Below are 24,246 nucleotides of genomic sequence, written 5' to 3'. Positions count from 1 at the left end.
ATTTCACGCTTTTTTGTTAGTTATAAAGTTGTTCGACGCGTTCTTGGGTATCTGGATTATTGAGATAATCTTCGTAGCCAGTGTCGATACGGTCTACCATACCATTGCCGCTGACGTGGATGACACGGTTGGCAATAGTAGAAAGAAATTCCCGGTCGTGGGAGCTGAAGAGAAGGACGCCCTTGAAGCGGATGAGCCCTTCGTTTAGGCTGGTGATGGATTCCAAGTCTAAGTGGTTGGTTGGATCATCCATGACCAGAACATTGGCCTTAGAAAGCATGAGCTTAGAGAGTAGGCAGCGAACCTTTTCCCCACCAGATAAGACATTGACTTGCTTATTGACATCGTCGCCGGAGAAGAGCATCCGGCCGAGGAAGCTGCGCAGGAAGGTATTATCCTGCTCCTCAGGGGTCTTGGCATACTGCCAGAGCCACTCTAAGATAGTGTCTTGACGGCCATCGAACTCGCTAGAACTGTCCCGTGGTAGGTAGGCTTGGGAGGTAGTAACGCCCCATTTATAGCTACCAGAATCAGGCTCCATCTCGCCCATGATAATCTTGAAGAGGGCGGTAACGGAAGCGTCGTTGCGGCTCACGAAGGCGACCTTGTCATCGTTTTTGAGATTGAAGGTAATGTTATCGAGAACCTTAACCCCATCGATCGTTTTAGACAGCCCTTCAACAGTGAGGACGTCGTTACCGATTTCGCGCTCAGGTTCAAAGCCGACAAAAGGATACTTACGGCTGGAAGGACGGATGTCGTCGAGTTCAATCTTATCCAGCATCTTCTTTCGTGAAGTCGCCTGTTTGGACTTGGAAGCGTTGGCGGAGAAGCGGGCGATAAATTCCTTGAGTTCTTTGACTTTTTCTTCTTTTTTAGCATTGGCATCGGCCTGCAATTTAGCGGCTAATTCAGAAGATTGCTTCCAGAAGTCGTAGTTACCGACATAGAGCTGGATCCGTCCAAAGTCCACATCGCAAATATGGGTACAGACCCGGTTGAGGAAGTAGCGGTCGTGGGAAACAACGATCACGGTATTCTCATAGTCGATCAGGTAGTCGGCCAGCCATTCAATGGATGCGGCATCCAAACCATTAGTCGGCTCATCCAAAAGTAAGACATCGGGGTTGCCGAAGAGGGCTTGGGCCAGTAAGACCTTGACCTTATCTTTTTCGTCCAATTCGCTCATTAATTGGTTGTGGACGGCTTCTTCAATGCCGAGACCGGTGAGCAATTGGGCCGCTTCAGATTCGGCTTCCCAGCCATTCATTTCAGCGAATTGAGCTTCCAATTCGCCGGCACGGATGCCGTCTGCTTCGGTGAAATCAGCCTTAGCATAGATGGCATCTTTTTCATTTTTGATCTCGTAAAGTTCCTTGTTCCCCATGATCACTGTATCGATCACGGTATAATCTTCAAAGCCAAAGTGGTTCTGGCTGAGGACCGATAGGCGTTCATTAGGGTCTAAGTTGACTTGGCCAGTTGAGGGTTGGATTTCACCGGATAGGATTTTAAGAAAAGTTGATTTACCTGCTCCGTTGGCCCCAATAATGCCGTAGCAGTTACCGGGGGTAAATTTTAAATTCACATTGTCGTAAAGTTTGCGATCTGAGAAATGCAAACTGACATTGCTGACAGTTAACATGGATGCTTTACCTCGCTTTTTAATTTATTGTTTCTCTCGAATATTACATGAAAGAGAGCAGGAAATCAATACTTACTGCTTATTTCCCTATTTTCTAAAGGAGAAGGGTAAGCGCTGGAACCATCTTTTCTTGGCTTGGCTAGGGCCTTGGCTGTTTTTCTTGGCCAAGGCCTTTTTCATGAACTCTTCTTGGGCAGAGACTTCTGCTTTATCGTTTTGGACATAGGCATAGGAAGAGTCGGGGAGCTTGTAGCGAGCCTTGGTATTATCAGCAAAATAGACCTTGAGGATATTCATGATTTCATTGTGGATGGAAGGATCCAGGATCGGAAATTCAATCTCAACCCGGCGGATCATATTACGGGTCATCATGTCCGCTGAAGACAAGAAGAGCTTCTCTTGGCCGTTATTATGGAAGTAGTAAATCCGGCTGTGCTCGAGGAAGCGCCCAACGACAGAGATGACCCGGATGTTGTCGGAAAGGCCGGGAATGCCTGGGATCAGGCAGCAGATGCCGCGAATGATGAGGTCAACTTGGACACCGGCCTGGCTGGCTTCATAGAGCTTACGGATAATATCCAAGCTAGTGAGTGAATTCATCTTAGCGATGATCTTACCATTCCCATATTTCTTATGCATTTCGATTTCGTCATTTATATCTTCAATATAAGAATCGCGAATATCGAAAGGTGATACATGGAGGTGGTGGTAGTCGGGTTGTTCTGCATAGCCGCTCAGATAGTTGAAGAAGTTGGTGGCATCTTCACCAATTTCAGGATTGGTGGTGAGCACGCCCATATCGGTATAGCCCCGGGCCGTCTTATCATTGTAGTTACCTGTTCCAAGGTGGACATAGCGCTTGAGTTGCTTGCCTTGGCGCTTAACAACGAGGGAAATCTTACTGTGGGTCTTGAGGTGGGACTTCCCATAGATGACATGGCAGCCAGCTCCTTCGAGAACCTTGGCCCATTGGACGTTATTTTCTTCGTCGAAGCGGGCCTTAAGTTCGACTAGGACGGTGACCTGCTTGCCATTCTCGGCAGCTCTTTTGAGTGCCTTGACAATAGGCGAGTCACTGGATACCCGGTAGAGGGTCATCTTAATAGCGATGGTCGCTGGATCATCAGCTGCCTGGGAGATAAATTCGACAATCGGGTCGAAGGAATCATAGGGGTGGTGGAGGAAGAGGTCTTTTTTCTCAATATAATCGAAGAGGCCTTCATGTTCCAGCTCAGGTGGGTAGACGGGGCTGAAGTCTTTGAAGGTCATTTCTGGGAAAGTATCTTCTAAGAGGTCGACCGCTTCGTTGAGACCAGTTAAGTCGAGGGGACCGTTCAAGAAGTAAGCATCGCGGTCCTGGAGTTGGAGCTCATCCATGAGGAAGGCTACATTTTGGTGGAAGCTCTCAGGATCCACTTGGCGTTGGTCGAATTCAATCCGTACAGCGATTCCATTGCGACGCTTCTTAAGATAGTCTTCGATGACGACTAAGAGGTCCTGGGCCCCCTCTTCATGTAATTCCAGGTCAGCGTTCCGGGTCACTCTGAAGTAGAAGCTGCTTAGCACCTGGTAGCCAGGAAAGAGTTCGCCGATAAAATATTGGACGATATCGTGGAGGTCAACCAGGTAGTGCTGGCCCTGCTTTTCAAAATGGTAGTAGCGGTCCAAGAGCTGGGGAATCGGTACGATGGCAATCTCTTCGCCTTGGTCACTATGCAGGTTAACGAACAAGTTGCTGACCTTGTTATTTAAATTGGGAAATGGGCGATAGGCATCGATGCCTAGAGGGGTCAAGCCAGGGAAAATTTGTTCGTTAAAGTATTGCTTGACTTGGTCAATTTCTTTATCTTCTAGACTATCTACCGGACTGAAGTGGATCTGGTTTTTAGCACAAATTTGGGTTAAGCGGTCCAAGAGTTTGTATTGGTAGTCCACATTTTCTCGGTTGGCCTTGGCAATGGCGTCAAGCTGTTGGTCAGGAGTCCAATGTTTCTTCGAGTCCCGGGTGTCGCCCTGCATGTGGGACTGGTCTTGTAAGCCAGCTACCCGAACCATCATAAATTCATCGAGATTGGAGCTGCCGATGGCTAAAAAGCCTAAACGTTCAAGCAGGGGATTTCTTTTGTCCGCTGCTTCTTGAAGGACCCGGTAGTTAAAGGATAGCCAGGAAACTTCCCGGTTGTCATAGTAGTCCGGATTCTTAATATCTTTCGCTTTGTCTTCAGTCATAGTTTACAACCCTTCCTAAGTTTAAAACTTATAGATTATGCGCAGTCGTCGGAATAAAATCGAGCTGGATATCGCGGTCAATAATCCGCTCAATATGTTTCTTCTGATCTTCCGCACGGTACACTTCTGATATTAACGTACCATTGTAAAAAATACGTAAAATTAATGTATCATTTTGAATAATCATATCAACTGAACTTATAATATTGAAGTGTGAGTCATTGAGAGACTCTGAAAACTTGATTAAACCGCCCATTGCTTGGATCCGATCCAATTCGTCTTCTGTGAAGAGGTCTTGGAATTCTTCGCTGTATTGTTTAAAAAGTGTTTTATTTTTATAGGAAGCAATGAGGCTAATAGCCACCCGCTCTTTGTGGTCGAAACCATTCATATTGGAGTTGGATAGCAGGTAAAAGGTGTGTTGGGAGGCGGCCCCTCTTTCGATAAAGCGGCCGCAGAAATAGAGGTAGGCACCATAGATGAGCAGGCGTTTCTCTTGGTCATTCCAGTCCAAGAATTCCTGCTGGTTGAGGCAGGTATAGACTTGGCGGACGATATCCACGCGTTGGGCGTGGTCTGCCATGGAGAAGTGGTAGGTGTTGGTTAAGCCCTCAATGGTCTGTCTTTGGATATGGAAGATATCGTAGGGGGCAGGGTAGTGGTCTTCAATATATTCATAGAGGATGCCTTCGCGCAAGCCGTATTGACTAAATTTAAAGCAGGGGGCTTGGACACAGGCCATCAATTCGCTAAAGACCAGGCAAGCTGGGGTGATGATATCTGCTCGGTCGGTTGAGAGTCCGTCCAATTTGCGCAGTTCTTTATCGGACAAGGAGAGAAAGAGGTCCAGGGTGTCTTCGAGGTCTTCTTCAGACATCTGATAATTATGGATACCGGCCAGAGGGTAGTCGTTCTGGAGTTGGTGGACCCGGGTGACGTTACGGGCTGACCCCCCCACAGCAATAATGGGGAGCTGGGCTTCTTTAATAAAGTCAAAGTCGGCAAATTGTTTGCGTACAAATTTGCGGGCTTTTTTGATGGCGGACTTATCGTCATGGTCCTTGTCAGCAAAGAATTTTTCCGTTAGGGAGACCGCGCCGAAAGGGAAGGAATGGGAAGCTTGAATTTCTTTGTTTTTGAAATAGGTAATTTCAGTTGACCCCCCGCCGATATCGATAGTCAGCGCATCGTGGTCGGACATGGTGTGGATGATCGCATTGTAGCCGTAGTAGGCTTCCTTGTCACCAGAGACGATATCGATCGTGATGCCTGTGCGCTCTTTGACCGTATCCAAAATTTCCTGGTAGTTTTTGGACTGGCGGATGGCTGCGGTGGCCTTGGGGAGAAGCTTGTTAGCCTTAAGGATTTGGGATTCATGGGCGAAGTTATCGAGGATTTGGCAGAGTAGGTCGATCCCGGCTTGGTCCATGATATTTTCTTCATCTAAGTGATGGTAAAGACGAGCTGGGATCTTAATATTTTGAATTTCATGCAGGCCAAAATGGTCGTCAATATCCACCACAATCAGACGGATGGTATTGGAACCGATGTCGACGAGGCCAATTCTTTCTTTCATGATAGGGTCACTCCGTTTCTAGACTTTTTTCACTGTCTAGTCCTAGTATAACGGAGACTGTGGAAAGTCTGTAGTAAAAAGCAGGGAGGATTTACACATTTTTTACATATTCATGTAAAATTTACGCTGAATTTACATTGAATTAATAATGGATGGTTACAATACAGATAGCTTAAATAAATCTTTGGAGGAAAAAATAAAATGAAACTTAACCAATTATTGAAATCAACCGTGATTTTATCCGGACTCAGCTTGCTTTTAGCCGGTTGCGGTAATTCTGGCGACGCTGGCAGTACAGATTCTGGTCAAGCCAATTCTGCTGACAGCGAAGGCAAGACTGAACTTGTTTTCTGGCACGGCATGGGCGGGGAAACAGGGAAAGCCCTAGATGAGTTAGTGGCAGACTTTAACAATTCCCAAGATGAAGTCTTCGTTAATGCCCAATACCAAGGGACCTATGATGAAACCTTGACTAAGTTAAGATCTTCTGCTTCTGGTGAAGCGGTAGGAGCAGACCTGGTGCAAGTTTTCGAGCAAGGGACAGCCTTTATGATTGATTCAGGGTTAACAGTTCCTGTTCAAGAATATGTTGATAAGAACAACTTTGACTTAAGTCAATTAGAACCTAACCTTTTAGCTTACTATACCTTGGATGACAAGCTCCATTCCATGCCTTTTAACTCATCCACGCCGATCTTATACTACAACAAGGATGTCCTTGAACAAGCTGGCATGTCCGAAGCACCTTCTAACATGGAAGAAATCTTTGAGAATGCAGATAAACTAACTGAACAAGATAGCGTTACCATGCCTATCTCTGTTGGGGTTTATGGTTGGTATATTGAACAATGGATTAATAAGATGGGCGAAGATATGTTCAACAACGGCAACGGTCGGGAATCCGCACCAACGGAAGTAGTTTTCGATGACAACGGCTCGATGGAACGTGTCCTCGAGATGTGGAATGAAGGCGAAGAGAAGGGCTATATGCCAAATGTAGGCCGCGAAGGTGGCCAACCTGAATTTGTTTCAGGCCAAGCGGCAATGACCGTTGGCTCAACCGCCAACCTCCGTCAAATCTTGACCGAAGTGAATGACCGCTTCGAAGTTGGAACGGCTTATTATCCAGGTCTAACAGCTGAAGATGACCAAGGGGTATCGATCGGTGGGGCTTCCCTCTGGATGATCGACTCTGGAGATGATGCTAAGAAAGATGCGACTTGGAAGTTCATCGAATACCTGGTATCACCTAAAGTCCAAGCTAAGTGGAATGCAGCAACAGGTTACTTCCCTGTTAACTTAAATTCCCACGAAGAAGAAGAGTTCAAGAAGAACTTGGAGGAATTCCCACAATTTGAAACAGCTATTAACCAATTACACGATTCTGAACCATCCGACCAAGGGGCTATTTCAGGGGTTAACCAAGAAGCTCGTCAAATCTATGAAGCTGAGCTAGAAACTCTGCTCAATGGGTCAGATGCACCAGCTGATGTGGTGAAACGGATGGCTGAACAAACCAATTCTGCCCTTGAAAACTACAACAAGGTTAACAAATAAATCAACAACTCGATGATGCCATAAATAGCTGGGTGCTATCTCTCAGCTATTTATTCTTTTAGAAGGAGAGATCGGATTGGAAGCAAAAATTCCTATGGTTAAAAAAGAAAAGAGCAGCTGGAAGAAGCTGCAAGGTTATACCTACCTCATTCCAGCCATTTTAATCTTAGTGCTCTTTATGTTCTGGCCCTTTATCCAAACCATCGTCCGGAGCGGTTTCTTAACGGACGGGATGGGACGGAGCACAGAATTTATTTTATTTGATAATTACATTGAATTGTTTCAAAGCCCTAGTTTTTGGAACTCTATCATTGTAACCCTTAAATTTGTACTGATTGTGGTAGCGACAGGGGTGGTTATCGGCTTCGCGACCGCCTTGCTCTGTCAAAAAACATTCCCTGGCTTGAAGTTCTTCTCAACTTCTTATGCCATGCCCATGGCTATTGCTTCGGCAGGGATGGCCATGATCTTCCAGGTCATGTTGAATCCTTCGATTGGGATTATCAACCAGGCCTTTAACATGTCGGTTAACTGGCTGACCGATCCTACACTGGCCCTGATCGCAGTCGGTGTTTTGACCGGCTGGTTGAATAGCGGGATGAACTTCTTATACTTCAGTTCGGGCTTGGCTAGTATTGATGATAGCCTCTACGAATCGGCTTCGATTGATGGGGCCAACTCTTTCCAACAGTTTACCAATATTACCCTTCCGTCCCTGAAACCAACCATGTTTTTCGTTCTGGTCACCAATATTATTAATGCCTTCCAAGGGTTCGGACAAATCAATATCTTGACCAAGGGTGGACCTGGTGAAGCGACCAACGTGATTGTCTATGATATCTACCGCAATGCCTTCATGAACTACCGCTACGGTTTTGCTTCAGCGGAGTCGGTTATCTTATTCCTCATCGTTATGCTACTCACCTTTATCATGTTTAGAGTCAGAAAGGGGCTAGATCATTAATGGAATCCGTACTCAGTCAAGACAAAAGCCTAAAGAAAGAACAAGCTAATCCACCGCGGGGTAAATCCAAGAATCGCTGGTGGCTCTTAATCTTAAATGTGATCATGTGGCTCTTCGTGATGTTTCCCTTGATCTATGCCTTCTTAATGGCTATCAAACCTGCTAGTGAACTCTATAATCCAGAAAGCATCCTCATTCCGCAAGAAATTACTTTCACTAACTTTGTTGATGTTTTCTCCATGGCACCAATTGCCACTTATATCAAAAACTCCCTCATTGTTTCCCTAGCCATCACAGCTTCGCAGATTGTTACCTCATTATTGGCTGGCTTCGCCTTCCAATTTATTGAATTTAAGGGCAAGAAGATTATCTATGCCCTCATCCTATCGACCATGATGATTCCAGGTGAGGCAGTGATTATTTCTCAATTCTTGATGGTATCTTCTTGGGGTTGGAATGATACCTTAGTTGTTCTCATCGTTCCTTATATGGTTTCAGCCTTCAATATTTTCTTGTGCTGCCAAGCCTTGGAGAACTTCCCTTATGAAATTTACGAGGCAGCTAAGATCGATGGCTGCTCTGATATCCGTTTCCTGTTCACCATTATGACGCCGTTATTGAAGCCAACAATCGGCGCCATGGCCGTCCAATCTTTCCTATCGGGTTGGAATATGTACATGTGGCCACTCCTAGTGACCAATAATGACCAGGCGCGGACGGTTCAAGTTGGGATTGGCATGCTCAACAGTGTTGATTCCCAGTCCATGGTGCTCATGGTTGCTGGAGTTGTAATTTGTATGCTACCAAGTTTGGCTATCTTTATCTTCGGCCAACGGAATATGGTAAAAGGTTTAACACAAGGTGCAGTAAAGGGGTAGAAAATGGCAAAAGTAGTTTTAAATAAAGTCGGAAAAATTTACGAAGATGGTTATAAGGCCATCCATAATATTGATATGGATATTGCCGACAAGGAATTTATTGTATTAGTAGGGCCTTCCGGTTGCGGGAAGTCGACCACCCTACGTATGATCGCAGGCTTGGAAGATATCTCGGAAGGTGAGCTCTATATTGGGGATGACCTGGTCAATAATGTGCCGGCCAAGGACCGGGATATCGCTATGGTTTTCCAATCTTATGCCCTCTATCCTCATATGAATGTGCGGGATAATATGGCCTTTGCCATGAAGATGAAGGGCGTTTCCAAGGAAGACCGCTATAAACGAGTAGAAGAAGTCGCTGAAGTTCTGCAGTTAACGCCATTTCTCGACCGTAAGCCGGCTGCTCTATCAGGTGGACAAAGACAGCGGGTTGCTCTGGGCCGGGCCATGGTGAGAAAGCCAAAAGTCTTCTTGCTTGATGAGCCCCTCTCTAACTTAGATGCCAAATTGCGAGTAAGCATGCGTTCAGAAATTGTTCGACTCCACCGCGAGTTAGGGACCACTTTTATCTATGTGACCCACGACCAGACGGAGGCTATGACGATGGGGACGCGGATTGCTGTCCTCAATCAGGGGCGGATTGAACAATTTGATACGCCAGACAATCTTTATCGCAATCCTGTCAACCGTTTTGTGGCTGAGTTTATCGGGAGTCCGCAGATGAACATGATCAATGCTAGTTTGGTTTCTACTGACCAAGGACCAGCTATGCAGAGTGCTAATGAATGCTTCATGTTAACAGACGACTTAAAAGAACGTCTCCTGGTTGAAGCAGATGGCCGGGATATTTTGATTGGTATCCGTCCTGAAAATCTCTATCATGCAGAGAGTCGCGAAGGATCGAATGTTATCCATGTTCACGCCAATAATGTGGAGCAAGTCGGGTCAGACACCTATGTTTACTTTGACTTCCACGAAGCCGACCAAGAATGCACGGCCCGTTTTAACCCGCCCATCCATATTCCATATGATACGGATATCTATGTGGGCTTGGACTTGAGCCAAATTGTCTTATTTGATAAGGAAACAGGCGAATCACTCTTAGCTCCCAAGCGTTTTTAAAAATAATCGAGGAGGTAAATATGCAAATATTAGCGCATAGAGGCTACAGTTCCAAATTCCCAGAAAATACCATGCTCGCTTTTAGAGAAGCTTACGCTGCTGGGGCGGATGGTATAGAACTGGACGTCCAGTTAAGCCGGGATGGTCAAGTTGTGGTCTGCCACGATGAGACCATCGACCGAACCTCTAATGGAAGCGGCCGGATCATGGATTACAGTTTGGCTGAGCTCAAAAGCTTTGACTTTTCTTATGGTTTCGCTTCAGTTGGTCCTAGCGAAGACCTGCAGATTCCCACTTTGGAGGAAGTCCTCCAGTGGCTGCAAGGCAATGATATGCTCCTTAACATTGAGCTAAAGACCAACCAATACCCATATCCTGGCCTGGCTCAAAAAGTGGTCGACTTGGTCCAAAAGTATCAGTGTGGGGCCCGTGTGCTTATTTCCTCTTTCAACCATTACAGCATCCAGCAGGTGAGAGACCTAGCACCAGACTTATCTTGCGCCTTCCTTGAAGCCAACAGCATTATTTCGCCCGGCCGCTACTGCCAGGAACATGGGGCTGACTATTACCATCCCCATTTCTTCGCTATTAATGAGGCCATGCTGGAGGATCTCTTGGCTAGGGACATCAAGGTAAATGTTTGGACGGTGGATGACCTCGATTTAACGGAAAGCTTGATGGATAAAGGCATCAATGGCCTCATCACCAATGACCCCATCAGTCTAAAGGCATATCTGAAAGATCGTAAGCTCGAGATTGAGAGTGTGACAAAGGTCGATCAGGCCTTAACCAGCTAACGCATACTATATCTGTAACTCGCTGCGCGTCGAACAGCTATAGCAACTGTCCGCGAACTATGAGAAAACGTTTACTAACGATTTCTCATAGTTCGTGAAGTGGATGTCAGGCCTGACTTTTGGAGCAGGTTTTAGAAAAATATTCACTATTCAAAAAAGAGGCTGGAACTTTTGTCCCAGCCTCATGATCTTGGTTAAATTTTTATTCTAATCCAGTAAAAGGGACCCCTAAGGCATTGATTGCCTTAGGGGTCCCTTTGTTTGGCTATTTAAATTTAATAGATATCAGGAGCTTGGCCTAATTCAGCGGCTAACATCCAGATACGTTTTTCAAGAGCGTTTTGGTGGCCTTGCAAGAGGTCATTGGTCACGCCGTCGCCTTCTTCATCCGCTTCAATGACAGCTTCACGGTAGAAGCCAACTAGATAACGGTAATTATCGAGGAGTTCAGCGAAACGTTCCTGGGTGGATTGTTCCCAGTTGCCTTTTTCATTGGTCAATTTGCTGTGTTCGATATATTCTTCCATGGTCGCATAGGGTGAACCGCCGATCGTAATGAGACGTTCAGAAACTTGATCTAATTGTTCATCGATTTCGTCCATCCACTCGTCGAGGAGAGGGTGGAGGAAAAGGAAATTAGCTCCACGCATGTACCAGTGTGTCTTATGTAGGATCAACTTCATTTGGCTTAAGTCTGCAACTAATTGGTTGAGATTCTTTTTTGATTTTTCAAATGTCATGTCAAATTCCTCCTTGACTCTATTATAAACCCATTAGAGAAAATAAGCTATTTTAAATCTTTGTTGTAGTGGGCTCTTTCCCCGCCAATAGACTTAGGCCGTCTCCGGCAGGTGTTGACCCAAGCTTCACCAATCCGGTGGTGTTGGAGACGGAGCGGCACGCAGACTGGCAGGATGTGCATACCAATCAAGGTGTTGCCGATATCAATACCGGCGTCGGCTTGGATAGCTTCAATGGCAATGGGATCTTCAAAACCCTTGTAGGCCGCGGTCGCAAAAGATCCGCCGGCCTTGGGTTGGGGAACCACATTGACCTCAATAGCTTGGGGAAGGGCTTCCCGCTCCAAGATTAGGGCGCGGTTCAAGTGCTCACAGCATTGGGCCGCTAGGTAAATACCATGGGCTTTGAGTGTTTCGTGAATTGTCTGGAAGACTTCCTGACCAATCTCAGGCGAGGACTGGCTACCAATCCGCTCCCCAATGATTTCGGATGATGAGCAGCCAACCACAACGATTTGACCAGCTTTCAAATTAGCTTCCTGGATCAATTCTTCAACCAGGTCACGACATTCTTTTGCTAGAGATTCCATTACGATAACTTCCTTTCCTTTACGATCGTCTCTGTAATGGCATTGACACCTTCGTAAATGTCATCAAAAGTTGTTAAAAAGTCTTTAGTTATAATTGGATCTAGAACATCGTCATCACTTCCCAAGAATTCATTGAATAAGTAAACGCGGTCATGGTAGGGGCTGGGGATACGTTCTAGGGCATCTTCTTTAACGTCTTGGTCCATGCAGATGATATAGTCGAATTTCTTACCATCCTTTGCGGTCAGTTGGCGGCTTTTCATTTTCCCAGGATCAATATGGAATTGTTCCAGGATTTTAATGGTTTCTGGATGGGGGGGATTTCCCACCCGCCAATCTTCAATGGCTGCTGAATCGACAGAAATTTTGCGTCTTAATTTTTCTTCTTTGACCTTTTGGCGAAGGACAGCTTCAGCCATGGGAGACCGGCAAATGTTGGCCCGGCAGACAAAGAGAACACGAATGCGGTTGAAATTAAACATGGGCTTCCTCCAACTGTAATCATTTATTACTATTAGTATAACACAGTTAGAAGCTGCAGCGCTTGAGACTAGCCTTCTTTTTCTCGGTCAAGAATTTCTTGGATGGCTCCCGCAAGACCAGCTGCATTATTAGACCGAGCTTGGTACTTGGCGGTTTCTTTAACTGCGTCTACGGCATTTTCCATGGCAAAGCTGTGGCCGGCAATTTCTAGCATGGGGATATCGTTATAATTATCGCCAATGGCTAGGACATGGTCGAGGTCGTAGCCGTGCTCTTGACAGTAACGTTTGAGGGCTGCCCCTTTATTGGCGTGGGTCTGGCTGATTTCAATATTATACTTGAAGGAAGAGGTGACATAAATGTCATCGAATTTTTGTAGGAATTCTTTTTTGAGAGGGACTAGGTGGCGGTCAGGGTCTTGGTGGGTGAAGGTAATCTTCACGATCTTTTGTCCTTCTTTATTGATCAGGTCTCTGAGGTCGTCCCGGTAGTCGATATTAGTAACTTCAGTTGATTGGGTGGCTCTTGTTTCCGCTTCCTCCTGGCTCATACCAACATTCATCTGCTGGATCAATCGGGTAATGCCTTGGATACGTTGGGTTCTGGAACTAGAATAGACATTCTTTGAAGTCATGGCTTCCATGTAGTAGCCGAGTTCACGTCCCCGGTCAAGGATAGCCAGGGCTTCTTTATCCGCCAAGGGGATTTCATAATCAACCGTCCCGTCCCGGTCAAAGGCGATTGCCCCATTGAGACCGATAATTGGACAGCGAATGCCTGCTTCATTGAGCACAATCTTAGCTTCTTCAAAGTTACGTCCGGTACAGACAATGAAAGGGATTCCTAGGCTGTAAGTATGCATGATGGCATCAATATTTGCCTGGGGGATTTCCATATTACCATTGAGTAAGGTCCCGTCCATATCTGAAGCAATCAGTTGAATCATCACTAATTTCCTCCTATAATAAGTTTATCTTAAGTCTATGTCTATTCTACCATTTTAAGGCTGAAGAGACTAGAAATCTGCTAGTTAAAAGTAAAAGGAGGCTTTTCATGCATCAAATTATCGAGAACCAGTGGCAGGAGGTCTTGGACCCCGTTTTTGAAGGCCCGACTTACCAAAAGCTACGCGAATTTTTAAAAAAGGAATACCAAGAAGAGGTGGTTTACCCCGATATGTTCCACATCTACGAAGCCTTCAAACGGACGGACTTTAGCCAAGTTAAGGTGGTTATCCTTGGTCAAGATCCCTACCATGGTCCTAAGCAAGCCCATGGCCTTTCCTTTTCTGTGCAAAAGGGGGTAGCAATTCCGCCATCCTTGCGCAATATCTATAAGGAATTAGCAGACGATGTGGGTTTTCAGCCTGTCCAGCACGGGAACTTGACGGAATGGGCGGATCAAGGGGTGCTCTTATTGAACTCGGTTTTAACTGTCCGCCAGGGTCAGGCCAACTCCCACAAGAACCATGGTTGGGAAGAGCTAACAGACTATGCGATCGCCCAACTTAACCAGCGCCAGGAGAAGATTGTTTTTATTCTTTGGGGAAATGCGTCAAAAGCTAAGCGTCCTTTGATCGATGAGACCAAGCACGCTGTCTTGACTTCGGTTCACCCCAGTCCCTTGTCGGCCCACCGCGGCTTCTTTGGTTCCAAACCTTTCTCTAAGTGCAATCAAATCCTTGTAGCGGACGGTCAAGCACCGATCAACTGGCAATTAACTCCCTAGTGCTTGACCTGGCACTGGCATTGACCTGGCAGGCAGGAACAAGTCACGGCTTGCGGCGCCTTCTCATCCAAGGCTTCTTGAATATGGTCAATCATGTCTTGGGAGAGGGGGGTGTCTTCAATACATTGGACGATGAGCTCTCCGGCCTGGCACTGGCAGAGGTTGTCAAAAATCGTCTTGAGTTCCAGACGACTGGCTTCTTCCTGGCTGACCTGAGCCCGGTAGATATAGGACCGACCTTGTTTCTGCTTATCTAGCCAACCCTTGTCCACTAAGCGGCGGATCAGGGTCTTGATGGTGGAATCCTTCCAAGCCATGGCTTCGGCCAGGCAATCAATAATATAGCGACTGCTGGTTTCCTTTTGCGCCCAGACCACCCGCATGATTTGCCATTCTGCTGGGCTAACCGATTTTTCTTGTCCTGATAACATCTAATCATCTCCATTATGGCTACGTTTGTAAACGATTTACGTTTTAAAAAGGACTGCTTAAGCAGTCCTTTTTGGTTCTACCGAACATTCCTTAACTTAATTGGGAGAGGAAGTAAGGAATATCTTTTTATCAACATCTTTTGCTAGTACACTTACAGTATAAGACCTAAATGTGAATATTATATGAATTTTAGAGAATTTCTTTCTCTAACCATGCTCCGATGTAGGCGAAGACCTCCTCTTCCTGGTTATAGAAGAAGAGCTCGTGGCCGTGGCCAGGAAAGCGTTTGGTGTTGACCTGGCTGAGGCCTTGCCTTTCCAGTTCAGCCTTGAGCCGCTCCTGCTCATTTTTTCTAAAATGCAGGGGATCTGCTCCCCCGTTGAGGATGAGGATGGGGAGGTTTGGGCGGACTCCCTGGGCCCAGTTTCTTTGGCTGGCATGCTGGGCTAAGTCGAGGACGGCTTGAAAGCCCGCATTGGTGAAGACAAAGCCGGTCAGAGGCTCTTCTTTGAGGGTCTGGCCTGCCCGCCAAGTGGCCTGGTAGGCAGGGGAGTTCTTGGCTTTGACCGGCTCCTGCCCAAAGATGAGCTGGTGGAGTTTGAGATTGGTCTCTCGCTTACTTCGCAGGGTGAGGACTTGGAGGGCCCGGCGCAGGCCGCCGATGAAGGGGACATGGGCGTGACTAGCGGACAGGATGCAGGCGTCAATTTCCTGGCTGTAGGATTTAAGGAAGAGCCTGGTGACATAGGCCCCCATGCTATTGCCCAGCAGGATATAGGGTAAGCTATCCTTTTTAAAGGCCCGGACGACAGCTAAGGTATCGGCAACGAGAATGTCCTTGGCTTGCTTGGGCGCTCCCAGATAGCCCAGGTTATGGTTTTTACGTGCGAGGGCGCCGTGGCCTAATTGATCATGGGCGATAACCGTCAGTCCCCGCTGGTTAAAATAGTGGGCCAATTTTTCATAGCGGCCGCCATGTTCGGACATGCCGTGGACCACATGGAGGATGGCCCGGGGCTGGTCAACCTCCCAGGCATGGACAGGGACATAGGAACGTTCTTTTAAGGCTGAGGGGATGTGGGTGTAGACTTGGTAGGTCACGGCGCGGCTCCTTTGCTAAATAAGTTAACTCTTCTTGCATGATAACTTAAGCTTGCTCTCATTTCCAGAGATTTTGATTAAAGTTCGATGATTTAATTTACAAGTCATCTTTAGGGTGCTAAAGTAGTATGAAGGAGAATTATTCTCAGACCATGGACCGTTAAAATTAAGAGATAAAGAGGGTTGCAAATGAATAAAATTGGTTTTGATACAGAAAAATACCTGGCCCACCAGTCCAAACATATCCTGGATTGCGTGTCTGGCAAGGATAAACTTTATATTGAATTTGGCGGTAAATTGATCGGCGATAAGCATGCCAAGCGGGTCCTTCCTGGTTTCGATGAAGACGCAAAGATGAAGCTCTTGGCGACACTCAAGGACCAGGCTGAGATCATTATTTGTATCTATGCTGGCGATATTGAAAATAATAAGATTCGAGGCGACTATGGGATTCCCTATAATGAAGATGTCTTACGTCTGATTGCGGAGTACCAGCGCTATGGGATCCCTGTTAACAGTGTCTTACTGACCCGCTACAATGGCCAACCCAATGCCAAAGCCTTTATGACCAACCTGGAAAACCGCGGCATTAAGGTCTATGCCCATGAAGCTATCAAAGGCTATCCGACTGATATTGAAGCGATTTTTGGCGACCAAGGCTTTGCCAAGAATGCTTATATTGAGACCAGTAAACCTGTTGTGGTGGTTACTGCTCCAGGGGCTGGAAGCGGCAAACTCGCCACTTGCTTGAACCAGCTCTACCATGAGCATACTAGGGGAGTGAATGCTTCTTACGCCAAGTTTGAAACCTTCCCGGTATGGAACCTGCCCTTGAAGCACCCAGTCAATATTGCTTATGAGGCCGCTACGGTGGATCTGAAGGATGTCAATATGATCGATAACTACCACTACGAAGCATACGGCGAAGTGGCTGTTAATTACAACCGGGATATCAATATGTTCCCAGTCATCCGCCGCATTATTGAAAACATTACTGAAGCCCCATCTGTTTATAAATCGCCAACCGACATGGGCGTTAACTGTATTGCTGATGGGATTATTGATGACGAGCTCTGCAAGAAGGCAGCGGAGCAAGAGATTATTCGCCGCTACTTCGCTATTGAAAACGACTTTGTCAAAGGTACCTTGGACGAGGATTGCCGGCGCCGGATGCAAATTATTATGGAAGAAAGTGACCTCCATGCGACGGACCGGGCAGTTGTCCAACCCGCTCGCGACTATGAGGTTGAAGTCCAAGAACGCTTCGGCAAGAATGAGATCCAAGGGGTTGTTGCTTTGGCTCTGGAAGATGGACGGATCGTTACCGGCCGGACTAGCGAGATTATGGATGCTTCGGCGGCTGTAATTGTTAACAGTCTCAAGGCCCTAGCTGGCATTAATGATGAGATCGATTTAATTGCTCCTATGATCCTCAACACCATCCAAGACCTCAAGCGGGAAGCCCTCCACAGCCGGGTGCCTGTCCTGACGACCAATGAACTCTTGATCGCCTTGTCCATGAGTGCGGTAACCAATCCGACTGCCAAGGCGGCTTATGACCAATTAGAGTCCTTGGCGAACTGCCAGGCTCACGCGACTTTTATCCTCAGCCGGGAGAATGAAAAGACCATCAAACGTTTGGGGATTGATATTACCAATGACCCTGTTTATTCAGCTAATAACTTACTGGCTAATTAGGGTACAAGTCGGCAAAAAGATAATAAGCAAACTAAAATCTCGCTTCGACTCCAGGAAAGGAGGGAAGCGAGATTTTTTGTTTGTTCAGTTATCAGTTAATTGCAGTGATGAGCATACGTTTCGCATTTGAATTTGGCCCTTAAATGATTAGAGGATCAATACGGCTGAAGCCGTCTTGTACTTTATCCGTTTCGAGCAGCTTCAGCTCTCGATTTAGAGATGAAGTTCAAGCCTGTGCTAGCAGCGTTGCTACCTTCTTCTCATCTAGCGAGCTTCAAAGGGCTCGTAACGGCTAATGCCGACGATCCCTAATTTACATCTAGTCGGGCTCGCAAGAGCAGTTTTGGAGTGCTTTCGCAAGTCAGAAACGTGCAAACGGGGCTTGCCCTTATTCCAACTTACTCCAAGCATCCTAAGCTGAACGTTCTTACTCGCACCCTAATGCTTGCTTGGTCACGACTAATGATCAAATTCAAAGCTCCACTCCTGCTCACAAGGGTAATGGCTCCAAATAAATTCATTAATTTAAATAAAAAAATATAAAGAAAACTCGCTTACCATATATACAAATGATAAGCGAGGATCTGTCTTTAATAAGAAGATGCTGGATCGGGGGCAGTTGGGGTTTCTCTTGCTGTACCTCCAGACCTTTGAGGTGTTTCAGATTGTGGGAATTGACCACCTGTACCTGCTCCCTGATCGGGTATGCCATTTTGAGATCTTATTGATTGACCGCTGTCTGTCGGCTGACTTTGCCCGTATTCGTCTTGCCCATCAACCTGGCTATCCGATACAGACCGGCTAGACCGACCAGAGCTGTCTTCATAGTCTTCGTCGCCGTAGCCAGATTGGTAAGTGGATTCATAGCTTGGTGCCCGGTTGTAACGGCGGGTAGAGTGGCTATAGTAGCTGCCGTTAGGGTCCAAGTTTCCAGGACTTGACGCAGAGTTTTTGAATTCTTCGTAGAGGTTTTCATTGATCAAGTCACGGGTGGTTTGACTGTAAGGTGTCGAAGCTGTGGCGAGCCGGACCGGGTTGGATAAGGCGACTAGGTTGGCTTCGTGGACAGTATCGGGTTTCTGCCAGTCTTCATTGTGGGCACCGTTAGAAACGTAATCCATCATCTGCCGGTAGAGATAGTCCACCGCATGACCGGCACTTTCTGTGATGTAACCATTAGGGGAGTTTGGATTGTCATACCCCATCCAAATGGAGATTGAATAATTAGTGGTGAAACCGGACATCCAGCGGTCTGGTGCGGCCCCGGATGGAATACTGAAGCGGGCAATTTGATCGTCCGTATAATTTGTCGTACCTGACTTACCGGCTTCAATGATACCGCCATTATGGTAGGGGGCAGATAGGCCTTCGGTGAAGACCGATTTCATCATGTCGGTCAGGATATAGGCGGTGGATTCCCGCATGGCTTGGCGACTTTCGCCTGAAACTTCAACTTTTTCATTGTTAAGGGTAACGAAATAATCCACAGCCTTAGGTTCATTGTATTCGCCGTAATTACCCACAGCAGCAAAGGCGGCTGATAATTTCAAGGGTGTGATTTCCCCGCCAATCGAATTGGATTCATAGACGCCTTCACCGTTATTGAGGTTGATGTCTAAGTTATTGAGGAAGTCATTCACTTTTTCAGCACCTACCGCTTGGAAGACCTTGAGGGCCGGGATATTCCTAGATTCGGCTAAAGCCTGGCGCATAGTGATGAGGCCTTGGTGCTGGCGGTCCCAGTTATTGATCGGGTCGCCGCTGCTATAGCGGTAAGGCTCATCCTTAACTCCTGTCGCAGGGCTGATATTTAAGTGTTCGATGGCAGGACCGTAGTCACTCAGAGGCTTAATAGAAGAACCGACGCTCCGGTTTAACTGGGTGGCCCGGTTTAAGCTCAAGGCTTCAGTCTGGTTACGGCCGCCGAAGAGGGCAATAATATGTCCTGTCTTGGTATCGACAATTGAAGCGGCAGCTTGGACCTCAGAATCTTGGAAATAAGCGCCGTTGGGATCGTTCAAGAGTTCGGTAATATAGTTTTGGGTATTCATATCCAAGTGGGTATAGATCTTCAAGCCGTCTGACCACATGTCGTAACCAGCGGCCTTGACGTCTTCAGCCACTTGTTGGATATAGGAATCCACCACTTGGTTGACGGAATTCTCTTTTTCACGGTTTTCTTCTAAGGGCTGGAGTCCAGCATCGATTGGTGTATTGACCGCAGCTTCATAGTCTGCTTGGCTGATCTTGCCATTTTCCAGCATTTCGGAGAGTACTAAGTCGCGCCGCTCCTTAGCGGCCTCAGGATTCGTATAGGGGTTGTAATTATTCGGCGCTTGCACCATCCCAGCTAGGAGGGCGGTCTGCGGCAAGCCAAGATTATTTAAGCTAGTTCCATAGTATACCTCAGCTGCCGTCCCCATGCCATAGACTCCATTAGCCATGTAAACCTTATTAATATAGAATTCGAAAATTTCTTTTTTGGTATAATTTCGTTCGAGCTGGAGGGCGAGCATCATCTCCTGGACCTTACGCTTATAGGTCTGGTCTTCGGACTTAGTTGAAAAGGCAGACAGCTTGACCAATTGCTGGGTCAGGGTAGAACCCCCTTGGGATATTCCCCCCGCTCTGATATTAGCAATCAGGGAGCCGATAATCCGTTTGGGGTCGATCCCGTTGTGCTTCATGAAGCGCTGGTCTTCGATCGAAGTGACGGCATCAAAGGTTAACTGAGAAATTTCATCTTCTTTGACAATCCGCCGTTCATTCTGACTGGTTTCATAGATCTCCTGCCCCTGGTTGTCGTAAACAATGGAGGCCATGGAGCCCCGCAATTCGTCTTCAGTCAGTTCGGGCGCGCTGAAGGCCCAGTAGGCGAAGACTAGGCCCAAGAGGAGGGCTATGACGGCAAAGAAACCGACGATAGCAAGGATGATTTTTTTCCAAAGTGACTGATTTGATAAGGCCTGGCGCGGTTGTCGCTTCTTATTGTAGCGCTGGTGGCGGCGGTCTTTTTCAGACATATTAAAACCTTCTTCCTATAAATATGAATCAGTGACTAGTGACTTTTGCCATAGTCTGCAATATATTGGTCTATCAAGGGGAGATAATCTAAGTAAGGTTGGTATTTTAGGGCAATGGGATAGGCATAGTCTTCTATCTGCTGGAAGGGGATGGAAGACCGTTCACTATCCTGATAGGCCCGCCAGTCTTTAAGCAAGGCTTCGATAGGGTACAGGTAGGCTTCCTGGCGCTTAGAGAACCAAAAGATTACAAAGCTCAAGCCGCCTGCCCGGCTGCAGGCAGCCATATGCTTGACTTGGTGGTCCTTGATATTATTGAGCGGGAAGCTCTGCATGCGGTCAGACTGCTTGGCTTCGAAGTCTACATACCAACCCTTATAGATGCCATTGTAGTCGGTGGTTGATGCCTGCCGGTAATAGGCCTCTGTAATCTTGGCCCGGGCCCGCTTGGGATAGTCCACTTTAACCACCTGGATAGGGGTCGGTTTTTTATGGATCACTGCAAGCCCGCGGTTGAGGTACCACTGGTTGGATTGGTTTAGCATGTTCTCAAGCCGCATCCCCCGCTGGCCGAATTGGACCTTTTTAGTCTTAGGCCCGAGTCGGGACTTGGCCTGATCCCGTTTTCCTTCAAATTTTTTACCATTTGGGTAATGCATCAGATCGTCTACTCCTCCAATCTATCCCTATAAGTATAGCAATTTTACCGGATAAAAGGAATAAATTGCAGAAAAATTAACACAATTATAACACGCCTGCAAGCTTCTTAATACATAGGGCCTTGCAAGTTTGTCCAGCCATGACTTGGCATGTCGGTTGACCAAGCCCAAGAACTTTATTTGGTTTAAACTAGACATTTTAAGCTTTTTAGTGTAATATGTCAAAATGTGAACGATGATATGCCTATAGAGGCAATTTGCTTGATTAAAAGCTATCAATCGATTAATCTAAAAATGAAATTTTGAAGAGTTAGGGGAATTAATACATGACAGTAAATTTTGAACAGACAAGTACTAATGAAGGCGTTCTACACTTTACCGTAGCCCAAGAAGATGCCCAAAAGGCTTTGAAACAAGCTTACAAACGTGTTAAAAAAGATGTGAGCGTACCTGGCTTCCGTAAAGGGAAAGTGAACTACCAAGTCTTTGTTAAGATGTTTGGGGAAGCTGCTTTGTACGAAGATGCCATTAACCTGGTTCTCCCTCAAGCCTATGCTCAAGCCGTTGAAGAATCTGGTTTGGATATTGTCGGCCAACCTCAATTCGATATCGAAAAGATTGAAAAAGGTCAAGACTGGGAATTCAAGGCTGAAGTTGCTACTAAACCAGCTGTTAAATTAGGCGACTACAAAGACCTTAAAGTTGCTAAACAAGACCGTGAAGTCAGCGAAGAGGAAGTTAACCAACGCCTAGAAGCTGCTCAAAATAACTTGGCTGAACTCAGCCTTAAAGAAGGCCCTGCCGAAGAAGGCGATACCGTAGTGATCGACTTTGAAGGCTTTAAAGATGGCGAAGCCTTTGAAGGTGGTAAGGATGAGAACTACTCCTTAGAGCTCGGTTCTAATAGCTTTATCCCTGGCTTTGAAGACCAATTAGTTGGAGCTGAAGAAGGCGACGAAAAAGATGTGAAGGTAACCTTCCCTGAAGAGTACCATGCCGAAGACTTAGCTGGTCAAGAAGCAACCTTCAAAGTGAAAGTTCATGAAGTGAAAACTAAAGAAGTTCCAGAACTTGATGATGAATTCGCTAAGGATGTTAACGAAGAAGTTGACAGCTTAGATGAACTCAAAGACCTCTACAAGAAAGAAATCGAAGAAGCTAAAGTTCGCCAAGCTGACGATGCCCGTGATGAAGAAGCTATCCGCCAAGCGGTTGACAATGCTGAAATCGAAGACCTACCACAAGCTATGGTTGACGAAGAAGTGAACCATCAGTTAGAACACTACTTAAATGAAATGCAACGCCAAGGCATCAGCCCTGACTTGTATTATCAATTAACTGGCACTTCAGAAGAAGACCTCCGTCAACAATTTGCTGAAGATGCTGAGTTACGCGTGAAGACAAACTTAATCCTTGAACAAATCGTTGCTGATGAAAATATCGAAGCTAGCGACGAAGATGTTGAAGAAGAAATCAAGTCCTTAGCAGAAACCTACAACATGCCTGAAGAACAAGTTCGTCAAGTTGTTACTTCAGATATGCTGAAACGTGACATTGCCCTTAAGAAAGCCATGAGCTTGATCACAGATTCTGCGATTGAAGAATAAGCTTTTTATTGAGAAAGAGAGGTTGGAGTTGGAACAGTTGACTTCAACCTCTTTTTTTGACAAAATTAGTTGATGTGTAAGAAGGGAGAGAGGCAATAAATGTTTAATGATGATACGGGTCAAGTACACTGCTCATTTTGCGGCAAGTCCCAAGACCAAGTGAACAAGATTATTGCTGGGCCGGATGTCTATATTTGTAATGAATGTGTCAGCCTGTGCCAAGAAATAATTGATGACGAAGCGCAAATGGAAATCTCGGATGAGCTGGTCATGGTAGACCCACCTAAACCAGCGGAAATCCATGAAGTCTTGGACCAATATGTGATCGGCCAAGAGGATGCTAAAAAAGCCTTATCTGTTGCCGTTTATAACCACTATAAGCGGGTCAATAGTAACCTTCAAACAGATAAGGATAAAGAAATTGAAGGGGTCGAACTGCAAAAGTCTAATATCTGCCTGATCGGGCCAACTGGTTCTGGGAAGACTTACCTTGCCCAAACTCTAGCCCGCTTGTTGAAGGTGCCTTTTGCTATTGCCGACGCAACCTCGCTGACGGAAGCGGGTTATGTTGGGGAAGACGTAGAGAACATCTTGCTTAAACTCCTTCAAGCTGCCGATAATGACCCTGAACGGGCCCAGTACGGGATCATCTATGTGGATGAAATCGATAAGATTGCCCGCAAATCCGAGAATGTTTCCATTACCCGGGATGTCAGTGGGGAAGGGGTCCAACAAGCCTTGCTGAAGATCTTGGAAGGGACTACCGCTAATGTTCCCCCACAAGGCGGCCGTAAGCACCCCCAACAAGAGTTTATTGAATTAGATACGACCAATATCTTATTTATCGTTGGCGGCGCCTTCGACGGAATTGAAAATATTGTCAAAGAACGTCTGGGCGAACGGGTGATTGGCTTTGGTCAAACAGCGGAAAAGGAAAGTCCTGAAGAGAAGAAACAGATCCTTAACCATATTATTCCGCAAGACCTCCAGTCCTACGGTTTAATCCCAGAGTTTATTGGCCGTTTGCCAATTATTACCGTGCTCGATAAATTGACTGAGGAAGACCTGGTGCGGATTCTTTCCGAACCAAAGAATGCCTTAATCAAGCAATACAAACAATTGCTGGCCTTGGATGATGTGGAATTGGAATTCACTGATGAAGCCCTCCAAGCCATTGCTAAGAAGGCCATTGAACGTAAGACCGGTGCTCGAGGCTTGCGCGCTATTATTGAAGAGAGCATGATTGATATTATGTATGATATCCCTAGCCATGACCAGGCAGCCAAGGTTATCGTCACAGAAGACGTGATCAACCAAGAGGCCCAGCCTGAGATTTATGATGCTGAGGGCAAGGCTATTAAAGACTAAGCAAGGATAGTAACGCAAGAGGTTGGGAAAAGTCCCAGCCCCTTTCGTT

General features: G+C 46.4%; 20 protein-coding genes. 9 read left to right on the top strand and 11 right to left on the bottom strand.

The annotated features are described in order from the left end of the window. Positions 1-16: 16 nt before the first annotated feature. From QP339_RS01290 to QP339_RS01280, 3 genes are all read right to left on the bottom strand, one after another. The gene (locus tag QP339_RS01290) at positions 17-1,645 is read right to left on the bottom strand and encodes an ABC-F family ATP-binding cassette domain-containing protein (RefSeq protein ID WP_284910084.1); all 1,629 of its coding nucleotides are present in this window, start codon (positions 1,643-1,645) and stop codon (positions 17-19) included. An 87-nt stretch (positions 1,646-1,732) separates the two neighbouring features. Next, positions 1,733-3,874: an RNA degradosome polyphosphate kinase gene (locus QP339_RS01285; RefSeq protein WP_284910083.1), complete on the bottom strand. Its 2,142-nt coding sequence runs from the start codon at positions 3,872-3,874 to the stop codon at positions 1,733-1,735. A gap of 28 nt (positions 3,875-3,902) precedes the next feature. After that, positions 3,903-5,450: a Ppx/GppA family phosphatase gene (locus QP339_RS01280; protein WP_284910082.1), complete on the bottom strand. Its 1,548-nt coding sequence runs from the start codon at positions 5,448-5,450 to the stop codon at positions 3,903-3,905. Between the two features lie 201 nt (positions 5,451-5,651). Here QP339_RS01280 and QP339_RS01275 point away from each other — a divergent pair, with 201 nt between their 5' ends. The 5 genes from QP339_RS01275 to QP339_RS01255 all read left to right on the top strand — a co-directional run bounded on the left by QP339_RS01275 (position 5,652) and on the right by QP339_RS01255 (position 10,768). After that, on the top strand, positions 5,652-7,007 hold the full coding sequence (locus tag QP339_RS01275; protein ID WP_284910081.1) for an ABC transporter substrate-binding protein: 1,356 nt from the start codon (positions 5,652-5,654) through the stop codon (positions 7,005-7,007). A 76-nt stretch (positions 7,008-7,083) separates the two neighbouring features. Then, the gene (locus QP339_RS01270) at positions 7,084-7,971 is read left to right on the top strand and encodes a carbohydrate ABC transporter permease (protein WP_246818949.1); all 888 of its coding nucleotides are present in this window, start codon (positions 7,084-7,086) and stop codon (positions 7,969-7,971) included. Further along, complete coding sequence (locus QP339_RS01265; protein WP_284910080.1) at positions 7,971-8,849, top strand: carbohydrate ABC transporter permease; 879 nt, start codon at positions 7,971-7,973, stop codon at positions 8,847-8,849. Before QP339_RS01270 ends, QP339_RS01265 begins: the two co-directional genes overlap by 1 nt. Positions 8,850-8,852: 3 nt before the next feature. After that, entirely contained in the window at positions 8,853-9,971 is a 1,119-nt protein-coding gene (locus tag QP339_RS01260) for an ABC transporter ATP-binding protein (RefSeq protein WP_284910079.1), read from the top strand. Positions 9,972-9,991: 20 nt separating this feature from the next. Next, positions 9,992-10,768: a glycerophosphodiester phosphodiesterase gene (locus QP339_RS01255; RefSeq protein WP_284910078.1), complete on the top strand. Its 777-nt coding sequence runs from the start codon at positions 9,992-9,994 to the stop codon at positions 10,766-10,768. A 275-nt stretch (positions 10,769-11,043) separates the two neighbouring features. Here the strand turns inward: QP339_RS01255 and QP339_RS01250 are convergent, their stop codons facing one another. From QP339_RS01250 to QP339_RS01235, 4 genes are all read right to left on the bottom strand, one after another. Next, positions 11,044-11,508, bottom strand: coding sequence for a Dps family protein (locus QP339_RS01250; protein ID WP_284910077.1), 465 nt, complete (start codon positions 11,506-11,508; stop codon positions 11,044-11,046). A 47-nt stretch (positions 11,509-11,555) separates the two neighbouring features. Beyond that, the gene (locus QP339_RS01245; RefSeq protein ID WP_070620320.1) at positions 11,556-12,098 is read right to left on the bottom strand and encodes a TIGR01440 family protein; all 543 of its coding nucleotides are present in this window, start codon (positions 12,096-12,098) and stop codon (positions 11,556-11,558) included. Next, positions 12,098-12,580 (bottom strand): low molecular weight protein-tyrosine-phosphatase, encoded by a 483-nt coding sequence (locus tag QP339_RS01240; RefSeq protein ID WP_284878957.1) that lies wholly within the window; start codon positions 12,578-12,580, stop codon positions 12,098-12,100. Before QP339_RS01240 ends, QP339_RS01245 begins: the two co-directional genes overlap by 1 nt. Before the next feature lie 68 nt (positions 12,581-12,648). Then, on the bottom strand, positions 12,649-13,527 hold the full coding sequence (locus tag QP339_RS01235; RefSeq protein ID WP_284910076.1) for a Cof-type HAD-IIB family hydrolase: 879 nt from the start codon (positions 13,525-13,527) through the stop codon (positions 12,649-12,651). A 107-nt stretch (positions 13,528-13,634) separates the two neighbouring features. Between QP339_RS01235 and QP339_RS01230 the strand changes: the two genes are divergently transcribed. After that, positions 13,635-14,309 (top strand): uracil-DNA glycosylase, encoded by a 675-nt coding sequence (locus tag QP339_RS01230; RefSeq protein WP_070620329.1) that lies wholly within the window; start codon positions 13,635-13,637, stop codon positions 14,307-14,309. Here QP339_RS01230 and QP339_RS01225 read toward each other — a convergent pair. Both QP339_RS01225 and QP339_RS01220 read right to left on the bottom strand, forming a co-directional pair. Then, positions 14,306-14,740: a CopY/TcrY family copper transport repressor gene (locus QP339_RS01225; protein WP_070620332.1), complete on the bottom strand. Its 435-nt coding sequence runs from the start codon at positions 14,738-14,740 to the stop codon at positions 14,306-14,308. The two genes, QP339_RS01230 and QP339_RS01225, sit on opposite strands and share 4 nt — an antisense overlap. A gap of 190 nt (positions 14,741-14,930) precedes the next feature. After that, a complete protein-coding gene (locus tag QP339_RS01220; protein ID WP_284910075.1) occupies positions 14,931-15,842 on the bottom strand; it encodes an alpha/beta hydrolase in 912 nt (303 codons plus the stop codon). A 189-nt stretch (positions 15,843-16,031) separates the two neighbouring features. On the opposite strand from QP339_RS01220, the gene QP339_RS01215 reads away from it, so the two are divergent. After that, entirely contained in the window at positions 16,032-17,540 is a 1,509-nt protein-coding gene (locus tag QP339_RS01215) for a DUF1846 domain-containing protein (protein WP_070620338.1), read from the top strand. 590 nt (positions 17,541-18,130) lie between these two features. Here the strand turns inward: QP339_RS01215 and QP339_RS01210 are convergent. Next, positions 18,131-20,563, bottom strand: a complete 2,433-nt coding sequence (locus tag QP339_RS01210) for a PBP1A family penicillin-binding protein (RefSeq protein ID WP_284910074.1) — start codon at positions 20,561-20,563, stop codon at positions 18,131-18,133. Between the two features lie 35 nt (positions 20,564-20,598). After that, positions 20,599-21,222 (bottom strand): Holliday junction resolvase RecU, encoded by a 624-nt coding sequence (recU, locus tag QP339_RS01205; protein ID WP_284910073.1) that lies wholly within the window; start codon positions 21,220-21,222, stop codon positions 20,599-20,601. Between the two features lie 326 nt (positions 21,223-21,548). On the opposite strand from recU, the gene tig reads away from it, so the two are divergent. Both tig and clpX read left to right on the top strand, forming a co-directional pair. Continuing rightward, the gene (gene tig, locus QP339_RS01200) at positions 21,549-22,829 is read left to right on the top strand and encodes a trigger factor (RefSeq protein WP_284910072.1); all 1,281 of its coding nucleotides are present in this window, start codon (positions 21,549-21,551) and stop codon (positions 22,827-22,829) included. A 99-nt stretch (positions 22,830-22,928) separates the two neighbouring features. After that, the gene (gene clpX / locus QP339_RS01195; protein WP_284910071.1) at positions 22,929-24,197 is read left to right on the top strand and encodes an ATP-dependent Clp protease ATP-binding subunit ClpX; all 1,269 of its coding nucleotides are present in this window, start codon (positions 22,929-22,931) and stop codon (positions 24,195-24,197) included. Positions 24,198-24,246 lie beyond the last annotated feature (49 nt).

It is taken from the genome of Aerococcus sp. UMB7834 (assembly GCF_030215145.1).
In the GTDB taxonomy this organism is placed as follows: domain Bacteria; phylum Bacillota; class Bacilli; order Lactobacillales; family Aerococcaceae; genus Aerococcus.
Note: the sequence above shows the minus strand (reverse complement) of the source record. Positions and strands in the feature narration are given on the sequence as shown.